The sequence below is a fragment of the Pedobacter chinensis genome (assembly GCF_003339865.1).
Classification (GTDB): domain Bacteria; phylum Bacteroidota; class Bacteroidia; order Sphingobacteriales; family Sphingobacteriaceae; genus Pedobacter; species Pedobacter chinensis.
This window is the reverse complement of record NZ_QPKV01000004.1, coordinates 547,876-567,182: the sequence shown is the minus strand read 5'-3', so window position 1 is coordinate 567,182 and position 19,307 is coordinate 547,876. Positions and strand designations below refer to the sequence as shown.

The following is a 19,307-nucleotide window of genomic DNA, read 5'->3' as shown; positions in this document are numbered from 1 at the left end:
ATTGTTTAAATGAAAAACGAATCAGAAATGATTTAGTTTTGCCTTATAGCGCTTTGTTTTAGGATATTATGAAAATTTAACATTTCAGAGAAAAAACTAACTTTGCAATATGCTTAGAGATGAAATTAATAAGGCTTTGGAAGTAGTTAAAAGTGGTGGTGTAATCCTATATCCAACCGATACGATTTGGGGTTTAGGTTGTGATGCAACCAATGCCGATGCGGTAGAAAAATTGTTGAAAATAAAAAATCGCCCAGCTGAAAAAAGCCTTATTGTGTTGTTAGATGTGGATAGCAAACTTCAAAGTTATGTTAAAGAGATTCCTGAAGTAGCTTACGATTTAATTGAATATGCGGAGAATCCGCTGACGATCATTTTTTCAGATGCAAAAAACCTTGCCAGCAATGTAATCAATAGAGATGGAAGCGTAGGCATAAGAATAGTTAAACATGATTTCTGTACACCACTCATACAGCGTTTCAGAAAACCGATTGTTTCCACATCAGCCAACCTGAGTGGAAAACCATCTCCTAAATATTTTGATGATATTGATCCTGAAATACTTGACGGTGTAGACTATATTGTGGATTTTGAACAAGAAAATCGCAGCACAAAAAAGCCATCAACCATCATGAAACTCTCTCCAGGCGGTCAATTTGAATTTATTCGCAAGTAATTTTATTACTTTTGTAATTCCTGCTGTCATCCTGAGGCACGAAGGATCTGTTTCATAAGAGGCGGATGCTTCCTTCATCAGCATAATGGCTATAATAAAATCCATGCAACAACATCTACAAAATCCGATATTTAAAACCTTATCAACTATTGCCGATAAGAATAAGACCGAAGCCTATGTTATTGGCGGCTTTGTGAGGGATTTATTTCTGAATCGCCCATCAAAAGATATTGATGTGGTGGTGGTTGGTAGCGGAATCAACTATGCAGAAGCAGTAGGCAGAAAGCTGAATACCAGAGTAGCAATTTTCAAAAACTTTGGCACCGCTAATATCAAATACCAGGATTTAGAGGTAGAATTTGTGGGCGCCAGAAGAGAATCTTACCGTTCAGATTCCCGTAAACCCATTGTAGAAGATGGAACATTAGAAGACGATCAGCTACGCAGAGATTTTACCATTAATGCGCTGGCGATAAACTTAACAGCTAATCATTTTGGAGAGCTTTTAGATCCATTTGACGGAGTTAGGGATTTAGAAAATAAACTGATCCGTACGCCATTAGATCCCGAAATCACATTTTCTGACGATCCTTTACGAATGATGAGGGCAATACGTTTCGCTTCTCAATTGGATTTCAATATTGATCAGGCAGCAATAAAGGCAATAAAGACACAAAAGAAACGCATCAGCATTGTTTCTAAAGAAAGAATTACTGATGAAATGAACAAAATCATTTTGTCTCCAAAGCCTTCTGTTGGCTTTAAACATCTTTTTGATACAGGTTTATTAGAGATTATTTTCCCTCAAATGGCTCAGCTTTATGGTGTAGAAATCATTAAAGGGAAAGGCCATAAAGACAATTTCTATCATACACTTGAGGTTTTAGATAATATTTCTGCAGTTACTGATGATTTATGGTTACGGTGGGCTGCTATTTTACATGATATAGCTAAACCTGCCACGAAGCGTTTTGAAGAAGGGCACGGATGGACCTTTCATGGGCACGAAGATCGTGGTGCCCGGATGGTTCCAAAAATTTTTGCTCAACTGAAATTACCGCTCAATGAGAAAATGAAGTTTGTTCAAAAACTGGTGCAACTTCACTTACGCCCCATTGTTTTAGCTCAGGAAACCGTAACAGATTCGGCGGTACGCAGGCTTCTTTTTGATGCAGGCGAAGAAATTGAAAGCTTAATGTTGCTTTGCAATGCTGATGTAACCACCAAAAATGAATACAAAAAAACCAGGTATAGAAGAAATTTCGAGCTCGTAAAACAAAAGTTGAAAGATGTTGAAGAGCGTGATAAAATTCGCAACTGGCAACCACCAATTACCGGGAACGATATCATGGAGACTTTTGGTTTGGAAGCAGGCCGGGAAGTAGGCTTGATCAAAAATGCAATTCGTGAAGCTATACTTGAAGGAGAAATTAAGAACGATTACGATGAAGCCTATCATTTTATGCTAAATCAGGCAAAACAAATGGGATTAAATCCTGTTAATAAATAATTTAATTGCCAAATCAATCAAATAAAGCCAACCTTTTCTGGTATTTGATGTTTGTGGTAATATAAATTAACTTTATTTTTACGGTTCCAAAATACAATAATGGCTATTTATAAATTTAGAATTACTTTCGAAGATTTTGATGATGTTGTGAGAGAGATCGACATTAAATCAAACCAAACATTTGGAGACCTGCACAAGGCCATTCATAAATCTACTGGTTACAATGCCGAAAAATCTTCATCATTCTATGTAAGTACAGATAATTGGTTAAAAGGCGATGAAATTGCTTATTTGCCAAGTGAGCGGAAGAAAGACCGTGTGGTTTTGATGGAAAATTCTAAATTGAGTGGTTTTATTGAAGATCCGCATCAAAAATTTTATTACACTTACAATTTCGATCGTCCTTACGATTTTCATGTTGAACTGGTAAAAATTATTTTAGATGCCGATCCAAATATTGAATATCCATTCCTGGCAAAAAGTACAGGTGAAGCACCAAAAATCATGGAACAGAACAGTCCAACTGCTGTAGATCCCCGCGGTGCTATTGCCTCTGATAGTGAATTTGATTTCTTAAATGAAATGAATTTCGTACCGGAAGATACAGATGAGTTGGAAGCTATGGGCGAAATGGGCATTAATGAAGAAGAAAGAGATGAAGATGAGGAAAACGAAGATGAATTTGGCGATGAATTTTCTGATAGCGATGCCTATGATGATGACAGTCAAAAAGACGATTACTAATCACATCATTATCCAATGATAAACAGAATAAGAGCTGTCAAATATTTAAATTTGACAGCTCTTATTTTATAAATGAACTATGCCTGATAAAAAAATACTGATATCCATCGTAGGTCCTACTGCAATTGGCAAAACTGCTTTGGCTATTCAAGTGGCTCAACATTTTAATACAGAAATTATTTCTGCTGATTCACGGCAATTTTTCAGAGAAATGGAGATTGGAACCGCAAAGCCAAACACAAATGAACTCGCTGCTGCCAAACACCATTTCATAAATTCACATTCCATTACCCAATTATTTAGTACTGGCGATTTTGAAGTGCAAGGTTTGCAGAAATTGGCAGAGATTTTTGAAAATCATGATTTAGCGGTCATGGTAGGTGGTTCCGGCTTATATGTTAATGCTTTAATTAATGGCTTGGATGAAATGCCGGAAATTGATCTGGCAATCAGAGAAAAATTAAATAAACAATTCGAAACAGAGGGTATATCCAGTATTCAAAAGGATTTATCAGTTTTAGATCCGGAATATTTTGCAAAGGTTGATCAAAATAACCCTCAAAGAATGATCAGGGGGCTTGAAGTTGTATTATCTACAGGACAAAAACTCTCGTCAATGCTTTCTGCCACTAAAAAAGTCAGGCCATTCAAAATCATCAAAATCGGTTTAAACACCAATCGGGCAATATTGTACGACCGTATCAATAAAAGAGTTGATCAAATGGTTGCCGACGGGCTTTTAGAAGAGGTTAAATCTCTTCAGGAATATAAAAATTACAATGCTTTAAACACCGTTGGATACAGTGAAATATTTGACTTTTTGGATGATAAAACCACTTTCGTTGAAGCCATTTCATCTATAAAACAAAATACCCGTCGTTTTGCCAAAAGACAATTGACCTGGTTCAGGAGAGATGAAGAAATAGTATGGTTTGAGCCCGATCAAACAGAAGAAGTTATCCGTTATATTGAAAATAACTTATCTTAAAAAAAGGGTTCAAAAATGATGAGTTTACTTTTTGAACCCTCCGTTCTATTCTGAATATTATTTGTCAGGGAACTTTACGCCTCTGTATTGTGTAATATCTATAGTTGGTATTGTAGAACCGTACTTGCTATTAATGGCATCGATAAACACATTGGCAATTACTGCATTTCCCCGAGGTGTTAAGTGAACACCATCTAATGAGAATGCACCACCGGTAATAAAAGCAGAATTGATGTTGATTCCTTGAATGGCGATGCCCGTTTTAACTGTATTCAAATAGGTATAGGTATCTGCTACCGCCAACCCTTTACTACTTGCTAAAGATTTAATTGTACTGTTGTAACTATTCACATAATCCTTAACTCTTATAATTTCATCTTTATCCAATACCCAATTGTTTGCTATTGGATTTCTAGGATCCAAACCATAAGGGATTGTTCCCGTACCAAATAAACCAGCAGATTGGAAAGGCAAACGAATTAAATCCTCACTGGTTGCCGCCCTGACAGTACCAGATCCTGTTTGAATAAAAACTGCAACTGCCGCAGGATTAATCGCTTTTGCAGCAGCCAGAAGAGCAGAAACAGTTACGGTGTTAAAATAAGGTACAGCCGTTACATCCGGAATAGTTCCAACCACCCCTTTTTGTCCGTTGGCGGTTAATGCATTAACTAAATTGGAGTATAACAGAGAAAATGTAGATTTATCAGTTAATACGTTGGTTGCATCAGTGGTTACTCCACCGTTTGTTGCATAACCCAATGCATCATTATTTCCTAACCAAAGAGAAAAAAATGTATGATTTCTACCTTGAATAAACTGGAAATAGGTAGTTGTACCAACCTGGGCATCGGTTAATAATCGCTCCATATACATATTTGCGGCTCCATAAGGTGCGGCAAATGCTAAATCAACACGCATACCCGGAATACCTAAATTCTGAACTTCGCCTGTATATTTTGTTAAATGCGTTGCATCGCGATAAGCTAAATTATTTGTAGCGTTAGTTAATGTTGGCGCTCCGTTTACTAAAGCCGATAAAGTTAAATATCCTGATCCGTTAGCTTGTGCATCGGTAAAAAATGGGGACGTAAAACTCCCACCTCCTACTGTTGCCATTTTAGAAGCAATTAAATTCGGATAAGCCACTTTTTGGCCCTCCAGATATAATCCACCATCAGCAAAACCAGCTGTTAATGAATTTCCTACTGAAATGTATTTGCTAAAATTTGCCTGCCCAGCAGTTGTACCTGCAGGAGTTTCAATCTCCGGCTTACAAGAGGCTGCAAATAAAATGATGGCAGCGAAAACACAATTTAATATATATTTTTTCATTATAATTTCTCCTACCATTTATAAGTTAACGAAATCCCAGGTGCATAAACAAGTGTTTTAAATGTACCGTCTAAACCTGTTTCAATATTTTTTTGTTTACGCGATTTAACATCTTCGAAAAAGAACGATGCATTAACCTCAAAGCGGCTGGTAGGTGCATAACCAATTCCGGCACTTAATATATAACGATCTGCATCAGGTGCCTCCGGGGTAACGTATCCATCCTGAACTGGTGAAAATGCATAACCGATACCAGCCCTAAGTGCTAATTTTTCAGATGCCTGGTGGTTCACTCCTAATTTAAACGATGAACCATCACGATAATTGCGGGCTGATCTCGTATCTGCCAATACAGGGGTATTTATGGCATAATCAAATGCCAGTTCTTCATAAACCCTCCATTGAACCCAATTTGCATCAAAAGCTAAGCTTGTACTTTTCGATAAAGGTATACCAATGCCTAAGGTTGTGGTTGAAGGTAGCGGTAATTCTGCATTGAATGTATTACCGGCAGGAAATGATGATCTTAAGGATTCAGGAACATCAAACGTTGCTGATCCATCGTTAAGCTTGGTAACAACTTTTGATTTATGAACAATTGCAAATGTAATGTTGCTCAATGTTTTAACGTATAAACCTGCATTCCAACCGTAACCGCTTCCCGTTCCTTCTAAAGTAGCATGTCCAGATCTTCCGTCAGGATAATTCACTGGAAGTGCTCGCTGAAGATTCACATCGCCATGATTATAAACAAATCCGGCACCGATACCAATGCCATCGGTAATTTTCACACTCAGTGTTGGTTGGAAATAAATTGCCTTTAGGTTTAAAGAAGTTAAAGCGTATCTGCCCGACCACTCATCTCCCCAATCAACCAAACCACCAAAAGGAGTATACACACCTAAACCTAACTTCCATTTATTAGATTTTGGCCCCCAAACAGCGTATGCTTCAAATGGGGGAGCAATTTTATTTTTTACATGCTCTGTTATATTTGAACCGTTTTGTTTAAAAGCCGATTTAAAAAGTAGTGGATTAACTCCTGCAGAAATAGAGTTTTTCTCTAAAAAAGATACTGCACCAGGATTAAAAAACACCGATGCTTCATCTAAAGCCAGAGCTGAACCAGCACCCGCCATTCCAATTTGTTTTTGTCCTTGTAAATTAACCTGGAAACCTTGCCCAAATACCCAAAAAGGTGCAGAAAGTAGTACGCAAAATAAAAGTTTTTTCATCATTATATATGGTTATAGCACAAAATGCATACTATGCTAACATAGCAAACAAATATTTGTTTGTAAGATTATGATTGAAATTTAAAAATTAAGCCTGAGCAGTAGGCCCACCAAAACCCATTGGGAAAGGCGGTTCATCCTGAGTTTTTATCCGGCCGTTTACATTCTCAAATTTCTGAATATTATCATCCAGGGCTGTTAATAACCGCTTAGCATGTTCAGGAGTTAAAATGATTCGTGATTTCACTTTTGCCTTTGGAATTCCTGGCATTACACGAATAAAATCTAATACGAATTCCGTATTGGAGTGAGTTATAATTGCAAGGTTAGAAAAAATTCCTTCAGCAATTTCTTCTGACAGCTCTATATTTAATTGGTTTTCGTTTTGTTGTTCTTCCATAATGTGGTAAAAATTATTGCGCTGTTCTTAAATAGAGCTGTTAAAGGTAATATTTTATCAGGAAGAGTTGAAAAAATATTTAAACAAAAAGGGCTGCACCAATTAATGGAGCAGCCCTTTTTAAAAATATGATGGTTATTATGCCTCTACTTCTTCTTGTTTCGAAGCCAATAATTTATCGTACTCTTCTTGCGAACCAACAATGATTCTTTCGTAACCACGTACACCAGTACCTGAAGGAATTAAGTGACCAACGATCACATTTTCTTTCAAGCCTAACATATTATCGCGTTTACCTGCAATAGCAGCTTCGTTTAATACTTTCGTTGTTTCCTGGAATGAAGCCGCAGAAATGAACGATTTAGTACCTAACGATGCACGGGTAATACCCTGTAAGATAGAACTTGCAGTTGCTGGTCTTGCATCTCTTACCGTGATCTGTTTTAAATCTTTACGTTTCAATTGAGAGTTTTCATCTCTTAATCTACGTAATGAAACAATTTGACCTGGTTTGAATTCAGTTGAGTCACCTGCATCTTCAACAACCTTCTTGTCGTACATGGCATCGTTCTCTTCTGCAAAATCCCAACGATCTACAGCATTATTTTCTAAGAAAATAGTATCTCCCGGATCCTCGATATGAACTTTCTGCATCATCTGGTGTACAATTACTTCGAAATGTTTATCGTTAATTTTCACACCTTGCAAACGGTAAACCTCTTGAATACCATTTACCAGGTATTCCTGAACCGCTGCTGGTCCTTTAATTGATAAAATATCTGCCGGAGAAATTGAACCATCTGATAAAGGCATACCTGCTTTCACAAAGTCATTATCCTGTACAAGGATGTGTTTAGACAATGGAACAAGGTACTTTTTAACTTCACCATCTTTAGATTCGATTGTGATCTCACGATTACCACGTTTAACACCACCTAAAGTTACCACACCATCAATCTCAGTTACTACTGCCGGATTAGATGGATTACGAGCCTCAAATAACTCAGTTACGCGAGGTAAACCACCTGTAATATCTCGGGTTTTACCAGTTGCACGAGGAATTTTAGCGATAATCTGACCAGTCTGGATCGTTTCACCTTCATCAACTGAAACGTGAGCACCTACCGGAATGTTATAACCTTTGATCATTTCGCCTTTTTTATCAACGATTTGAACAGAAGGGTTTTTAGTTTTATCACGGGTATCGATAATTACTTTTTCACGGTGACCAGTTTGCTCATCTGATTCTTCACGGAAGGTTACCCCCTCAATAATGGCATCAAATTGTGCTTTACCGGCAAATTCTGAAAGAATAACCGCGTTGTATGGATCCCACGAACAGATTTTATCACCTTTTGATAACTTATCTCCTTCTTTAACGAATAAAAATGCTCCATAAGGAATATTGTTCGTAACGATCACTCTGCCAGTTCCTGGTTCAACAATTTTGAACTCCCCAGAACGGCCCAATACCACTTGTATAGTACCATCTTCTGTTTGAGTATCAACAGTACGGATATTTTCGAATTCGATAACACCATCAAATTTAGCTACGATGTTTGATTCTGCAGCAATGTTTGATGCAGTACCACCCACGTGGAAAGTACGAAGTGTTAACTGTGTACCCGGCTCTCCGATGGATTGTGCTGCGATTACACCAACAGCCTCACCTCTTTGAACGCGTTTACCAGATGCTAAGTTACGACCATAACATAATGCACAAACACCACGTTTAGATTCGCAGGTCAACACTGAACGAATTTCAATTCCTTCAAGAGGAGATTCTTCAATCGCTTTAGCAATATCTTCGTTAATATCTTCGCCTGCACCTACTAATAATGTATTATCTAAAGGATTATATACATCATGTAATGAAGTACGGCCTAAAATTCTGTCATATAATGGTTCAACAATATCCTCGTTATCTTTCAATGCTGTTGTGTACATACCTCTTAAAGTACCACAATCATCATCGTTAACGATCATATCCTGAGCAACATCATGTAAACGACGGGTTAAGTAACCCGCATCCGCTGTTTTCAACGCCGTATCCGCCAAACCTTTACGGGCACCGTGAGTAGAGATAAAATACTCTAATACCGATAAACCTTCTTTAAAGTTTGATAAGATCGGGTTTTCGATGATATCACCACCAGAACCTGATTTTTGAGGTTTCGCCATCAAACCACGCATACCGCAAAGCTGACGAATCTGCTCTTTAGATCCACGTGCACCTGAATCAAGCATCATGTAAACTGAGTTAAAACCTTGGTTATCTGATGATAACTGAGTCATAACGAAGGTAGTTAACCTGTTGTTGATACGGGTCCAGATATCGATAATCTGGTTGTAACGTTCGTTGTTGGTAATGAAACCCATGTTATAGTTGTTTCTTACCTCTTCTACCTCAGCTGCTGCTTGTTCTAATAAAGTATGTTTCTCTACCGGAATGTTTACGTCTTGTAAGTTGAACGATAAACCGCCCTGGAATGCCATTTTGAAACCTAATTCTTTGATATCATCCAAGAATTGAGAAGCACGGGCCATACCTGTCATTTTAACTACCTCACCGATAATATCTCTTAACGATTTTTTAGTTAACAATTCATTGATATAACCAACTTCTTCAGGAACCAACTGGTTGAATAATACTCTACCAACAGTAGTTTCAGTTAATTTATTAACGATAGAACCATCAGCTTGCTTAACATTTACCCTTACTTTGATAAATGCATGTAAGTCTAATTCTTTCTCGTTATAAGCAATAATAACCTCTTCAGGAGAATAAAAAGCAGAATCCTGTCCTTTTACAACCCTGGTTTCATCAGTTCTACGGCCTTTAGTAATATAATAAAGACCCAAAACCATATCCTGAGATGGTACTGTAATTGGCGTACCGTTTGCAGGGTTTAAGATGTTGTGTGCAGCAAGCATTAATACCTGAGCTTCCAAAATTGCTGCGTTACCTAATGGTAAGTGGACAGCCATCTGGTCACCGTCGAAATCGGCGTTGAATGCAGTACAAACCAATGGGTGTAACTGGATTGCCTTTCCTTCAATTAATTTTGGCTGGAAAGCCTGAATACCTAATCTGTGTAGTGTAGGTGCACGGTTTAATAATACCGGGTGACCTTTTAATACATTTTCTAAGATATCCCAAACCAATGGATCTTTTCTATCGACGATTTTCTTCGCAGATTTAACTGTTTTTACTACACCACGCTCAATCATCTTACGAATAATGAATGGTTTGTAAAGCTCAGCAGCCATATCTTTAGGAATACCGCACTCGTGTAATTTAAGGCTAGGCCCTACAACAATTACCGAACGAGCTGAATAATCCACACGTTTACCTAATAAGTTCTGACGGAAACGACCTTGTTTACCTTTCAAAATATCTGAAAGTGATTTCAAAGCACGGTTACCCTCAGTTTTTACCGCGTTAACTTTACGTGAGTTATCGAATAACGAATCTACAGCTTCCTGCAACATACGTTTCTCGTTACGTAAAATCACCTCTGGTGCTTTAATCTCGATCAAACGTTTTAAACGGTTGTTACGGATGATCACACGACGGTATAAATCATTTAAATCGGAAGTAGCAAAACGACCGCCTTCTAATGGAACTAAAGGACGTAATTCTGGTGGAATAACCGGAACGATTTTAACAATCATCCACTCAGGGCGATTCTCAATACGTGTATTAGCACCACGGAAAGCTTCAACAACCTGAAGACGTTTTAACGCCTCATTTTTACGTTGCTGAGAAGTTTCGTTAGCAGCCTGGTGACGTAAATCATAAGATAAAGTATCTAAATCAATACGTTTTAATAAATCTTCTAATGCTTCAGCACCCATTTTGGCGATGAATTTATTAGGATCTTTATCATCCAAATATTGATTTTCTTTAGGTAATTTATCTAAGATATCTAAATATTCTTCTTCGGTTAAGAAGTCCATATAGTTGATACCTTCCTCAGCCATTAAGCCTGATTGGATCACTACGTAACGCTCGTAATAGATGATTAAATCTAATTTTTTAGTAGGTAAACCTAATAAATAACCGATTTTGTTTGGTAAAGAGCGGAAGTACCAGATGTGTGCAACAGGAACCACTAAAGCGATGTGTCCCATACGCTCACGACGTACTTTCTTTTCTGTTACTTCAACACCACAACGATCACAAACAATACCTTTATAACGGATACGTTTGTATTTACCGCAATGACATTCATAATCTTTTACCGGGCCAAAAATACGCTCGCAGAACAAACCATCACGTTCAGGCTTGTAAGTACGGTAGTTAATGGTTTCCGGTTTCAACACCTCACCGCTTGAACGTTCCAAAATAATTTCCGGAGACGATAAGCTAATCGTGATTGATGTGAAATTGCTTTTTAATTTATTATCCTTTTTGTAAGACATACTTATGTAAGGTTAAAGGTGGAGGGTGGAAAGGCGGAAGGTTTGGGCGTCTAAACCCTCAACCTTCTACCTTTATACCTTCTACCTTAATTAATCTAATGTAATATCTAAACCTAAACCGCGTAACTCATGTACCAATACGTTGAACGATTCTGGCACACCTGGAGTTGGTAGGTTTTCACCTTTAACAATGGCTTCGTAAGTTTTAGCTCTTCCGATTACATCATCCGACTTAACGGTTAAGATCTCCTGAAGAATATTAGCAGCACCGAATGCCTCTAATGCCCAAACCTCCATCTCACCAAAACGCTGACCACCAAACTGAGCTTTACCACCCAATGGTTGTTGTGTAATCAATGAGTATGGTCCGATTGAACGGGCGTGCATCTTATCATCAACCATGTGACCTAATTTCAACATATAGATAATACCTACAGTTGTAGTCTGATCGAAACGCTCACCTGTTAAACCATTGTATAAGTAGGTTTTTCCTGAAGCAGGAACTCCTGCTTTAGCAATCCACTCTTCCACCTCATCATGTGTAGCGCCATCAAAAATCGGAGTTGCAAATTTAACACCCAATTCTTTACCTGCCCACGCCAATACGGTTTCGTAGATCTGACCAAGGTTCATACGTGAAGGTACACCCAGTGGGTTCAACACGATATCAACTGGTGTACCATCAGCTAAGAAAGGCATATCTTCATCACGTACAATACGTGCAACAATACCTTTGTTACCGTGGCGACCCGCCATTTTATCACCTACTTTTAACTTACGTTTTTTAGCAACATAAACTTTTGCCATTTGTACAATTCCCGATGGAAGCTCATCACCTACACTGATCGCAAATTTATCGCGTTTGTAGGCTCCAAGTTCTTCGTTAACACGGATACCGTAGTTATGAAGCAACATTTTAATCATCTCATTCTTATCATCATCAGTAGTCCATTTATTAGGGCTAATGTGATTATAATCAAGTTCTGCTAAAATTTTCTGAGTGAATTTAGCGCCTTTAGCCACCAATAATTCTTTGTAAATGTTAAATACACCTTGTGATGTTTTTCCATTTACGATAGTGAACAATTTGTCAACTAATTCTGCTTTTAACTTCTCAGTTATGTTGTTATAGCTTTTATCTAACTTCTCAATAGCCGATTTTTCTTCAGCTTTTGTAGTTTTCTTAGCACGGCTGAATAATTTGGTATCAATTACCACACCCTGGATGGAAGGAGGAGTTTTTAAAGATGCATCTTTAACATCACCTGCTTTATCACCAAAGATTGCACGTAGTAATTTCTCTTCTGGTGAAGGATCAGATTCTCCTTTTGGAGTGATCTTACCAATTAAAATATCACCTTCTTTTACATCAGCACCGATACGGATAATACCGTTTTCATCCAGGTCTTTAGTAGCCTCTTCAGAAACGTTCGGGATATCTGGTGTTAATTCCTCTTCTCCACGTTTAGTATCACGTACTTCTAATTCAAACTCTTCAATATGCAATGAAGTGAAAACGTCATCACGAACAATACGTTCGTTGATTACAATCGCATCCTCAAAGTTGAAACCTTGCCAAGGCATGAATGCCACTTTCAGGTTTCTACCTAATGCCAGCTCTCCGTTTTCAGTTGCATAACCTTCGCAAAGCACTTGTCCTTTAGTTACTTTCTGACCTTTCTTAACGATTGGTTTTAAGTTGATACAAGTATTCTGGTTGGTTTTTTTGAACTTAATTAAACGGTAAGTTTTGCTATCGCCTTCAAATGAAACTAAACGATCATCTTCGTTACGCTCATATTTAATAGTGATTTCGTTAGCATCTACATATTCAACAACACCATCACCTTCTGCATTGATCAAAGTTCTTGAGTCACGGGCAACGCGACCTTCCAAACCTGTACCAACGATTGGTGCTTCAGGACGTAACAATGGTACGGCCTGGCGTTGCATGTTCGATCCCATCAAAGCCCTGTTCGCATCATCATGTTCCAAGAACGGAATTAACGAAGCAGCGATTGAAGTAATCTGGTTAGGTGCAACATCCATTAAGTCTAATTTCTCAGGCTCAATAATCGGGAAGTCACCTTCATAACGTGCTTTAACGCGTGGTGTAATGAAATTACCCTGATCGTCATACTCTGCATTTGCCTGAGCAATGGTTTTACCATCCTCATCTTCTGCAGATAAGTAAATAACGTCTGAATCAACTACTACCTTACCATCTTCAACACGTTTGTACGGTGTTTCGATGAAACCTAAATTGTTGATTTTCGCATGCACACAAAGTGACGAAATCAAACCAATGTTTGGTCCCTCAGGCGTTTCAATAGTACATAAACGACCGTAGTGGGTATAGTGAACGTCACGTACCTCGAAACCAGCTCTTTCACGTGATAAACCACCCGGACCTAAAGCTGATAAACGGCGTTTGTGTGTGATCTCTGCTAATGGATTGGTTTGATCCATGAACTGAGATAACTGGTTAGTACCAAAGAAAGAATTGATCACTGATGATAACGTACGGGCATTAATCAAATCAGTTGGTGTAAACACCTCGTTATCGCGAATGTTCATACGCTCACGGATGGTTCTGGCCATACGGGCTAAACCAACACCGAATTGTGCGTACAATTGCTCACCTACCGTACGTACACGACGGTTTGATAAGTGATCGATATCATCCACTTCTTCTTTTGAATTGATCAGTTTGATCAAATATTTAACAATAGCAATAATATCTGCTTTTGTTAAAACTTTTACATCATCAGGAGTATCCATTTTCAATTTACGGTTGATGCGGTAACGACCAACATCTCCTAAATCGTAACGTTTATCTGAAAAGAATAAACGATCAATGATACCACGGGCAGTTTCCTCATCAGGTGGTTCTGCGTTACGCAAAGCACGATAGATGTTTTCAACAGCCTCTTTCTCTGAGTTTGATGTATCTTTTTGTAATGTATTATAAATAATGGTATAATCTGCCTGGCTTGCACCGTCTTCTTTAGAAAGAATGATGGTTTTAACACCAGCTTCGATAACCATATCAATGTGTTCGTCTTCTAAAACGGTTTCTCTTTCAAGAATCACTTCATTACGGTCGATGGAAACTACCTCACCTGTATCTTCATCTACAAAATCTTCAACCCATTTCTTTAAAACTCTTGCAGCCAGTTTACGACCGATGTATTTCTTTAAACCAGATTTACTAACTTTTACTTCGTCAGCAAGATCAAAAAGTTCTAAGATGTCTTTATCAGAATCGTAACCGATTGCACGTAATAAGGTGGTAACCGGGAATTTTTTCTTACGATCGATATAAGCATACATCACGTTATTAACGTCAGTAGCAAACTCGATCCATGAACCTTTGAAAGGAATAACACGTGCAGAATACAATTTGGTTCCGTTAGTGTGACGGCTTTGGCCGAAGAACACGCCCGGAGAACGGTGTAATTGCGAAACGATAACACGTTCAGCACCGTTGATAACAAATGTACCTTTTGGTGTCATATACGGGATTGTACCTAAGTACACATCCTGAATAATGGTTTCAAAATCTTCATGCTCAACATCATTACAAGAAAGCTTAAGCTTTGCTTTTAATGGAACATTGTAGGTTAATCCACGCTCAATACACTCGTGTATATCGTAACGTGGCGGATCAACAAAATAATCAAGAAACTCCAATACGAAGATATTTCTTGAATCTGTTATTGGAAAGTTTTCAGCAAACACTTTAAACAAACCCTCGCTTGAGCGGTCGTCTGATGTGGTATCTATCTGGAAAAATTCTCTGAATGATTGCAATTGCACATCCAGAAAATCCGGATAGTCTATAATGTGCTTACTAGTTGCAAAATTTACTCTTTGTTCGACTGTCTTTGCCAATGGACTAAAAGATTTTAGTTTAAGAATAAACTATTTGTTTGGTTCGGGTTTCAAACATGCTCATTAACCAAACAAAATGAGATGTTTATAAACAGGTAAAGACACCGACATTTTCAGTCGGTGTCTGATACATTTTTAGCTTAGCTAAATTAAGTGATTACTTAATTTCAACTACTGCTCCAGCTTCTTCTAATTGTTTTTTAAGAGCTTCTGCTTCGTCTTTAGCAACACCAGCTTTTAATTCTTTTGGTGCACCGTCAACTAAGTCTTTAGCTTCTTTCAAACCTAAACCAGTTAAGTCTTTAACAAGTTTTACAACTGCTAATTTCTGACCACCAGCTTCTTTTAAGATTACATCAAAAGATGTTTTTTCTGCAGCAGCAGCAGGTGCATCACCACCAGCAGCAGGACCAGCAACTACAGCAGCAGCTGCAGGCTCAATACCATACTCATCTTTTAAGATTTGAGCTAATTCATTAACTTCTTTTACTGTTAAGTTTACTAATTGCTCAGCAAACGCTTTTAAATCTGCCATTTTATTAAGATTTTAAAAATTTACGTGTAATAATTTTGTTTAATTTGCGAACTTAAGGTGTTCGTTAACCTTCTCTTTCTTGTAGAGTTTTAACAATTCCTGCAATTTTGCTACCGCCTGATTGAAGCGCAGATAGAACATTTTTAGCTGGTGATTGTAATAATCCAATGATATCGCCAATAAGCTCTTCTCTTGATTTTAAGCTTACTAAGTTATTCAATTGGTCATCGCCAACGTATACTGATGAATCTATGTATGCTGCTTTAAGCACAGGTTTATCAGATGATTTTCTCAAAGTTTTGATCAACTTAGCCGGAGCATTAGCTGTTTTTGAGAATAATAATGATGATGAACCTTTAAGGGCATCGTATATCTCAGAAGCATCGCCATCCAAACCTTCAATCGCTTTGCGGATTAAAGTGTTTTTAGCAACCTTCATTACGATATCACTTTCAAAACATTTGCGACGGATGTTATTAATCTGCTCAACAGAAAGGCTAGAAGTATCAGCAATATAGAAATTGCCAAACTCTTGCATTTGTTCTTGTAGTTCTAAAACTACTTCGTTTTTTTCTTCTCTGTTCATGATTAGATCCCCGCTACTGATTTTGTTTCAATTGCAATTCCAGGACTCATTGTAGAAGACACGTGAATGCTTTTAAAATAAGTTCCTTTTGCAGCAGATGGTTTTAATTTTGAAATTACTTGAATAATCTCAAGTGCGTTCTCATAAATTTTATCTGCTGGGAATGATACTTTTCCTATCGAGGCGTGTATGATACCCGTTTTGTCTACTTTAAAATCAATCTTACCTGCTTTAACCTCTGTTACAGCTTTACCAACTTCGTTGGTTACTGTACCAGATTTTGGGTTAGGCATTAAGTTCCTTGGACCTAAAACACGGCCCAATTTACCTACCTTAGCCATACAAGCTGGTGTAGTGATAATAATGTCTACATCGGTCCAACCACCTTCAATTTTAGCCACATATTCGTCTAAACCTACGAAGTCTGCGCCAGCTGCTTTTGCTTCTTCTTCCTTATCAGGAGTTACCAAAGCTAAAACACGTACAGTTTTACCTGTTCCGTGTGGTAAAGTAGCAATACCACGAACCATTTGATTGGCTTTACGTGGATCTACGCCTAAAGATACATCAATATCAACTGAAGCATCGAATTTAGTAGTAGTGATTTCTTTTACCAAAGCAGCAGCATCTTTCAAAGTATAAGCTTTGCCAGCTTCTATTTTAGCATGTGCCTTTTTTTGATTTTTAGTTAATTTCGCCACTGTTGTAAACTGTTTTTTAATTAATTTTTCCAGGGTGCGTCACCAGAAACGGTGATTCCCATACTGCGTGCTGTACCGGCAACCATACTCATTGCAGATTCGATTGTAAATGCATTTAAATCAGGCATTTTATCTTCAGCAATAACTTTAATCTGGTCCCAGGTCACCGATCCAACTTTCTTACGGTTAGGTTCAGCAGAACCACTCTGTAATTTAGTAGCATCTTTTAACTGGATAGCTACCGGAGGGGTTTTGATGATGAAATCGAATGACTTATCAGCATAAACAGTAATTACAACTGGCAATACTTTACCTGCTTTATCTTGGGTACGAGCGTTGTACTGTTTGCAAAACTCCATGATGTTCACCCCTTTAGCACCTAATGCAGGCCCTACCGGTGGCGATGGATTTGCCGCTCCGCCTTTGATCTGTAATTTGATCATTGCACTGACTTCTTTTGCCATTTTCTGTTTTTATTTATTTAAAACTCAATGTTAAATATTGGAAGCATGTAACATTTAATTCCTCTTAATTCCTATAAAAGTAAAAGGACTGCAAAGATATGGATAATCTTGCAGATGTACAATAGATTGAGAAATATATTTTTATAAAGGAAAGCGAATCTGATCACCAGTATAAAACTTTCTTAGTAACGCAAAATGAATCTGGTTATATTTTATCATTCTTATCAGCAAGAAAGTGTAGCGGCGTAGCAAATGCTAAGCTTATTGGTAAAAAATAAAAAAGATAATAAACATTTTTCCAATATGGGTAGATCCATACATTCATGAAAGTACCACACAAACAAAAAACGACGATAAGAACCAGTTCAAAATATAAAATCTTACTCCAAATTCTTTTTACATTCAGCCATAAAATAATTGAATTGTATGGAGTCAAGATGAAAATGAGAAATAAGGTTGGCAAAATAAATACTAGCATTAAAATGTTCGATTTAACATATTCAATAAATGTGCCTGCATATTTTGCCTGGTCATGCTGTAAATCTATTTGAATATAATCCCTAATCATGATTATGAAAGGGAGAATCATATAGGCCAAAATAATGTTAAGAAGGATACGTCTTTTCATTCTATTCGATTTCTAAAATAACAGGTGGGCACTTTTTTGACAGTGTGCTTAATGGTTTTTTACCATCTAAAACATCCTTAACAACATCCCAATTTGGTCTATATTTCTCTGGGGATACTATGTTAGAGTATCCCTCGTGTGTATTTACAAATTGCATAATACTATTTTGAAAGGAAGTCCAAAGACCGTCCGCCGAATTAAACGGGATATTACCCAAAAGCCGCATTAAGTCTCCATCCCATGTAGTCAACCTATCTACCCCTCTTGTATAAAAAGTATAAGATCCATTACCATTTTCTGTAAATCCAAAATCTCTGTTCCCACTAACAGGATGATCTCCGTACATGGGTTCATGAATGGTGGTAAATGTCCACCCAGATGATGAAGATTTCGATGTTATTACAGATGCATCATCAGGCCCTGCGATATCCAATGCTAATATTGAACCTATTGGATTAGTTGAGTTCCACTTTGCCCTATCGTCTACACCATAGTTGTTATACGCATTAAATGTTTTTGTACCATCAGTAAAACTATTCATATTTACCCTGATATAATGCATAAATTGTTCTGGAGAAAGCCTTTGTCCATTTACAATGGGCAATGTATTAACTTTTACCGAAAAATAATCCATGTTAACAACTGTACTGTAGGCATTATTAATATTTTGAATGTAGGCAATATCTTTATACAAGTCATTATTATAGGGGATATAATTTACAAGTGTATTAAGTTTATTAATAATTGACTGATCCGGAGTAAACTTTGCTGTTTCAAGCATTTTCTTATAATGTCGCATGGTACACCCTGTAAAAAGGCAAAAGGATTATTTTTTATTGCATCCTGAACCTGTTGCTGGGAAGGTGCATTATTTGAGCCCCCAGTTGTTCCTCCCCCGCTATGAGGGATATAAACGGGGCCTGCATTGCCTCCGCTGCCACCACTACATATCAAAACATCAAATGAACCAACATTTACCCAATTGCATGTTGTTGTGCCATTTACAGCCAATAATCTATCTTTCAGATTGCCTGTGGTAGCATTGGTTGTAGGATTTGCAGCAATGGTACTGCAAAACTCCTGATAGATGTCGAAGATCAAAACCACACAATTGTTATTGTTTGGCGCATTCATCAGCTTGTCCATTCCTTTGTTGCCTATTACCGGCTTCAGATCTCTCACGTCG

15 protein-coding genes are annotated in these 19,307 nt (G+C 37.6%); 4 read left to right on the top strand and 11 right to left on the bottom strand.

What is annotated here, in order from left to right:
* The first annotated feature begins 109 nt into the window (after window positions 1-109).
* The 4 genes from DU508_RS12830 (at window position 110) to miaA (ending at window position 3,918) form a co-directional block, all read left to right on the top strand.
* Window positions 110-676 (top strand): L-threonylcarbamoyladenylate synthase, encoded by a 567-nt coding sequence (locus DU508_RS12830; protein ID WP_115403187.1) that lies wholly within the window; start codon window positions 110-112, stop codon window positions 674-676.
* Window positions 677-779: 103 nt separating this feature from the next.
* Entirely contained in the window at window positions 780-2,186 is a 1,407-nt protein-coding gene (locus DU508_RS12825) for a CCA tRNA nucleotidyltransferase (protein ID WP_115403351.1), read from the top strand.
* 99 nt (window positions 2,187-2,285) lie between these two features.
* Entirely contained in the window at window positions 2,286-2,930 is a 645-nt protein-coding gene (locus tag DU508_RS12820; RefSeq protein WP_115403186.1) for an IS1096 element passenger TnpR family protein, read from the top strand.
* 79 nt (window positions 2,931-3,009) lie between these two features.
* Complete coding sequence (gene miaA / locus DU508_RS12815; protein WP_115403185.1) at window positions 3,010-3,918, top strand: tRNA (adenosine(37)-N6)-dimethylallyltransferase MiaA; 909 nt, start codon at window positions 3,010-3,012, stop codon at window positions 3,916-3,918.
* 57 nt (window positions 3,919-3,975) lie between these two features.
* Here the strand turns inward: miaA and DU508_RS12810 are convergent, their stop codons facing one another.
* The 11 genes from DU508_RS12810 to DU508_RS12755 form a co-directional block, all read right to left on the bottom strand.
* Window positions 3,976-5,253 (bottom strand): SGNH/GDSL hydrolase family protein, encoded by a 1,278-nt coding sequence (locus DU508_RS12810; protein ID WP_115403350.1) that lies wholly within the window; start codon window positions 5,251-5,253, stop codon window positions 3,976-3,978.
* 11 nt (window positions 5,254-5,264) lie between these two features.
* Window positions 5,265-6,491, bottom strand: a complete 1,227-nt coding sequence (locus tag DU508_RS12805) for an OmpP1/FadL family transporter (protein WP_199562702.1) — start codon at window positions 6,489-6,491, stop codon at window positions 5,265-5,267.
* 85 nt (window positions 6,492-6,576) lie between these two features.
* Complete coding sequence (locus DU508_RS12800; protein ID WP_115403183.1) at window positions 6,577-6,888, bottom strand: DUF3467 domain-containing protein; 312 nt, start codon at window positions 6,886-6,888, stop codon at window positions 6,577-6,579.
* Window positions 6,889-7,026: 138 nt separating this feature from the next.
* The gene (gene rpoC / locus DU508_RS12795; RefSeq protein ID WP_115403182.1) at window positions 7,027-11,313 is read right to left on the bottom strand and encodes a DNA-directed RNA polymerase subunit beta'; all 4,287 of its coding nucleotides are present in this window, start codon (window positions 11,311-11,313) and stop codon (window positions 7,027-7,029) included.
* A gap of 90 nt (window positions 11,314-11,403) precedes the next feature.
* The gene (gene rpoB, locus DU508_RS12790; RefSeq protein WP_115403181.1) at window positions 11,404-15,207 is read right to left on the bottom strand and encodes a DNA-directed RNA polymerase subunit beta; all 3,804 of its coding nucleotides are present in this window, start codon (window positions 15,205-15,207) and stop codon (window positions 11,404-11,406) included.
* Window positions 15,208-15,364: 157 nt separating this feature from the next.
* Window positions 15,365-15,742: a 50S ribosomal protein L7/L12 gene (gene rplL, locus DU508_RS12785; RefSeq protein WP_010601097.1), complete on the bottom strand. Its 378-nt coding sequence runs from the start codon at window positions 15,740-15,742 to the stop codon at window positions 15,365-15,367.
* 64 nt (window positions 15,743-15,806) lie between these two features.
* Complete coding sequence (rplJ, locus tag DU508_RS12780; RefSeq protein WP_115403180.1) at window positions 15,807-16,328, bottom strand: 50S ribosomal protein L10; 522 nt, start codon at window positions 16,326-16,328, stop codon at window positions 15,807-15,809.
* Window positions 16,329-16,330: 2 nt separating this feature from the next.
* Window positions 16,331-17,029 (bottom strand): 50S ribosomal protein L1, encoded by a 699-nt coding sequence (rplA, locus tag DU508_RS12775; RefSeq protein ID WP_025143259.1) that lies wholly within the window; start codon window positions 17,027-17,029, stop codon window positions 16,331-16,333.
* Window positions 17,030-17,049: 20 nt separating this feature from the next.
* Complete coding sequence (gene rplK, locus DU508_RS12770) at window positions 17,050-17,493, bottom strand: 50S ribosomal protein L11 (RefSeq protein WP_039482030.1); 444 nt, start codon at window positions 17,491-17,493, stop codon at window positions 17,050-17,052.
* A 629-nt stretch (window positions 17,494-18,122) separates the two neighbouring features.
* On the bottom strand, window positions 18,123-18,902 hold the full coding sequence (locus tag DU508_RS12760; protein ID WP_115403178.1) for a hypothetical protein: 780 nt from the start codon (window positions 18,900-18,902) through the stop codon (window positions 18,123-18,125).
* Window positions 18,839-19,303 carry a hypothetical protein gene (locus tag DU508_RS12755; protein WP_115403177.1) on the bottom strand — a complete coding sequence of 155 codons (465 nt, stop codon included), beginning with the start codon at window positions 19,301-19,303 and terminating at the stop codon, window positions 18,839-18,841. Before DU508_RS12755 ends, DU508_RS12760 begins: the two co-directional genes overlap by 64 nt.
* Between the last annotated feature and the right edge of the window lie 4 nt (window positions 19,304-19,307).

What these genes read in the sequence shown, in the direction of transcription:
- rplJ (WP_115403180.1), bottom strand. Translation starts at nt 16,328, where the DNA reads ATGAACAGAGAAGAAAAAAACGAAGTAGTTTTAGAACTACAAGAACAA.
- DU508_RS12830 (WP_115403187.1), top strand. Translation starts at nt 110, where the DNA reads ATGCTTAGAGATGAAATTAATAAGGCTTTGGAAGTAGTTAAAAGTGGT.
- DU508_RS12760 (WP_115403178.1), bottom strand. Translation starts at nt 18,902, where the DNA reads ATGCTTGAAACAGCAAAGTTTACTCCGGATCAGTCAATTATTAATAAA.
- DU508_RS12810 (WP_115403350.1), bottom strand. Translation starts at nt 5,253, where the DNA reads ATGAAAAAATATATATTAAATTGTGTTTTCGCTGCCATCATTTTATTT.
- rplK (WP_039482030.1), bottom strand. Translation starts at nt 17,493, where the DNA reads ATGGCAAAAGAAGTCAGTGCAATGATCAAATTACAGATCAAAGGCGGA.
- rpoC (WP_115403182.1), bottom strand. Translation starts at nt 11,313, where the DNA reads ATGTCTTACAAAAAGGATAATAAATTAAAAAGCAATTTCACATCAATC.
- DU508_RS12800 (WP_115403183.1), bottom strand. Translation starts at nt 6,888, where the DNA reads ATGGAAGAACAACAAAACGAAAACCAATTAAATATAGAGCTGTCAGAA.
- DU508_RS12820 (WP_115403186.1), top strand. Translation starts at nt 2,286, where the DNA reads ATGGCTATTTATAAATTTAGAATTACTTTCGAAGATTTTGATGATGTT.
- DU508_RS12805 (WP_199562702.1), bottom strand. Translation starts at nt 6,491, where the DNA reads ATGATGAAAAAACTTTTATTTTGCGTACTACTTTCTGCACCTTTTTGG.
- miaA (WP_115403185.1), top strand. Translation starts at nt 3,010, where the DNA reads ATGCCTGATAAAAAAATACTGATATCCATCGTAGGTCCTACTGCAATT.
- DU508_RS12825 (WP_115403351.1), top strand. Translation starts at nt 780, where the DNA reads ATGCAACAACATCTACAAAATCCGATATTTAAAACCTTATCAACTATT.
- rplL (WP_010601097.1), bottom strand. Translation starts at nt 15,742, where the DNA reads ATGGCAGATTTAAAAGCGTTTGCTGAGCAATTAGTAAACTTAACAGTA.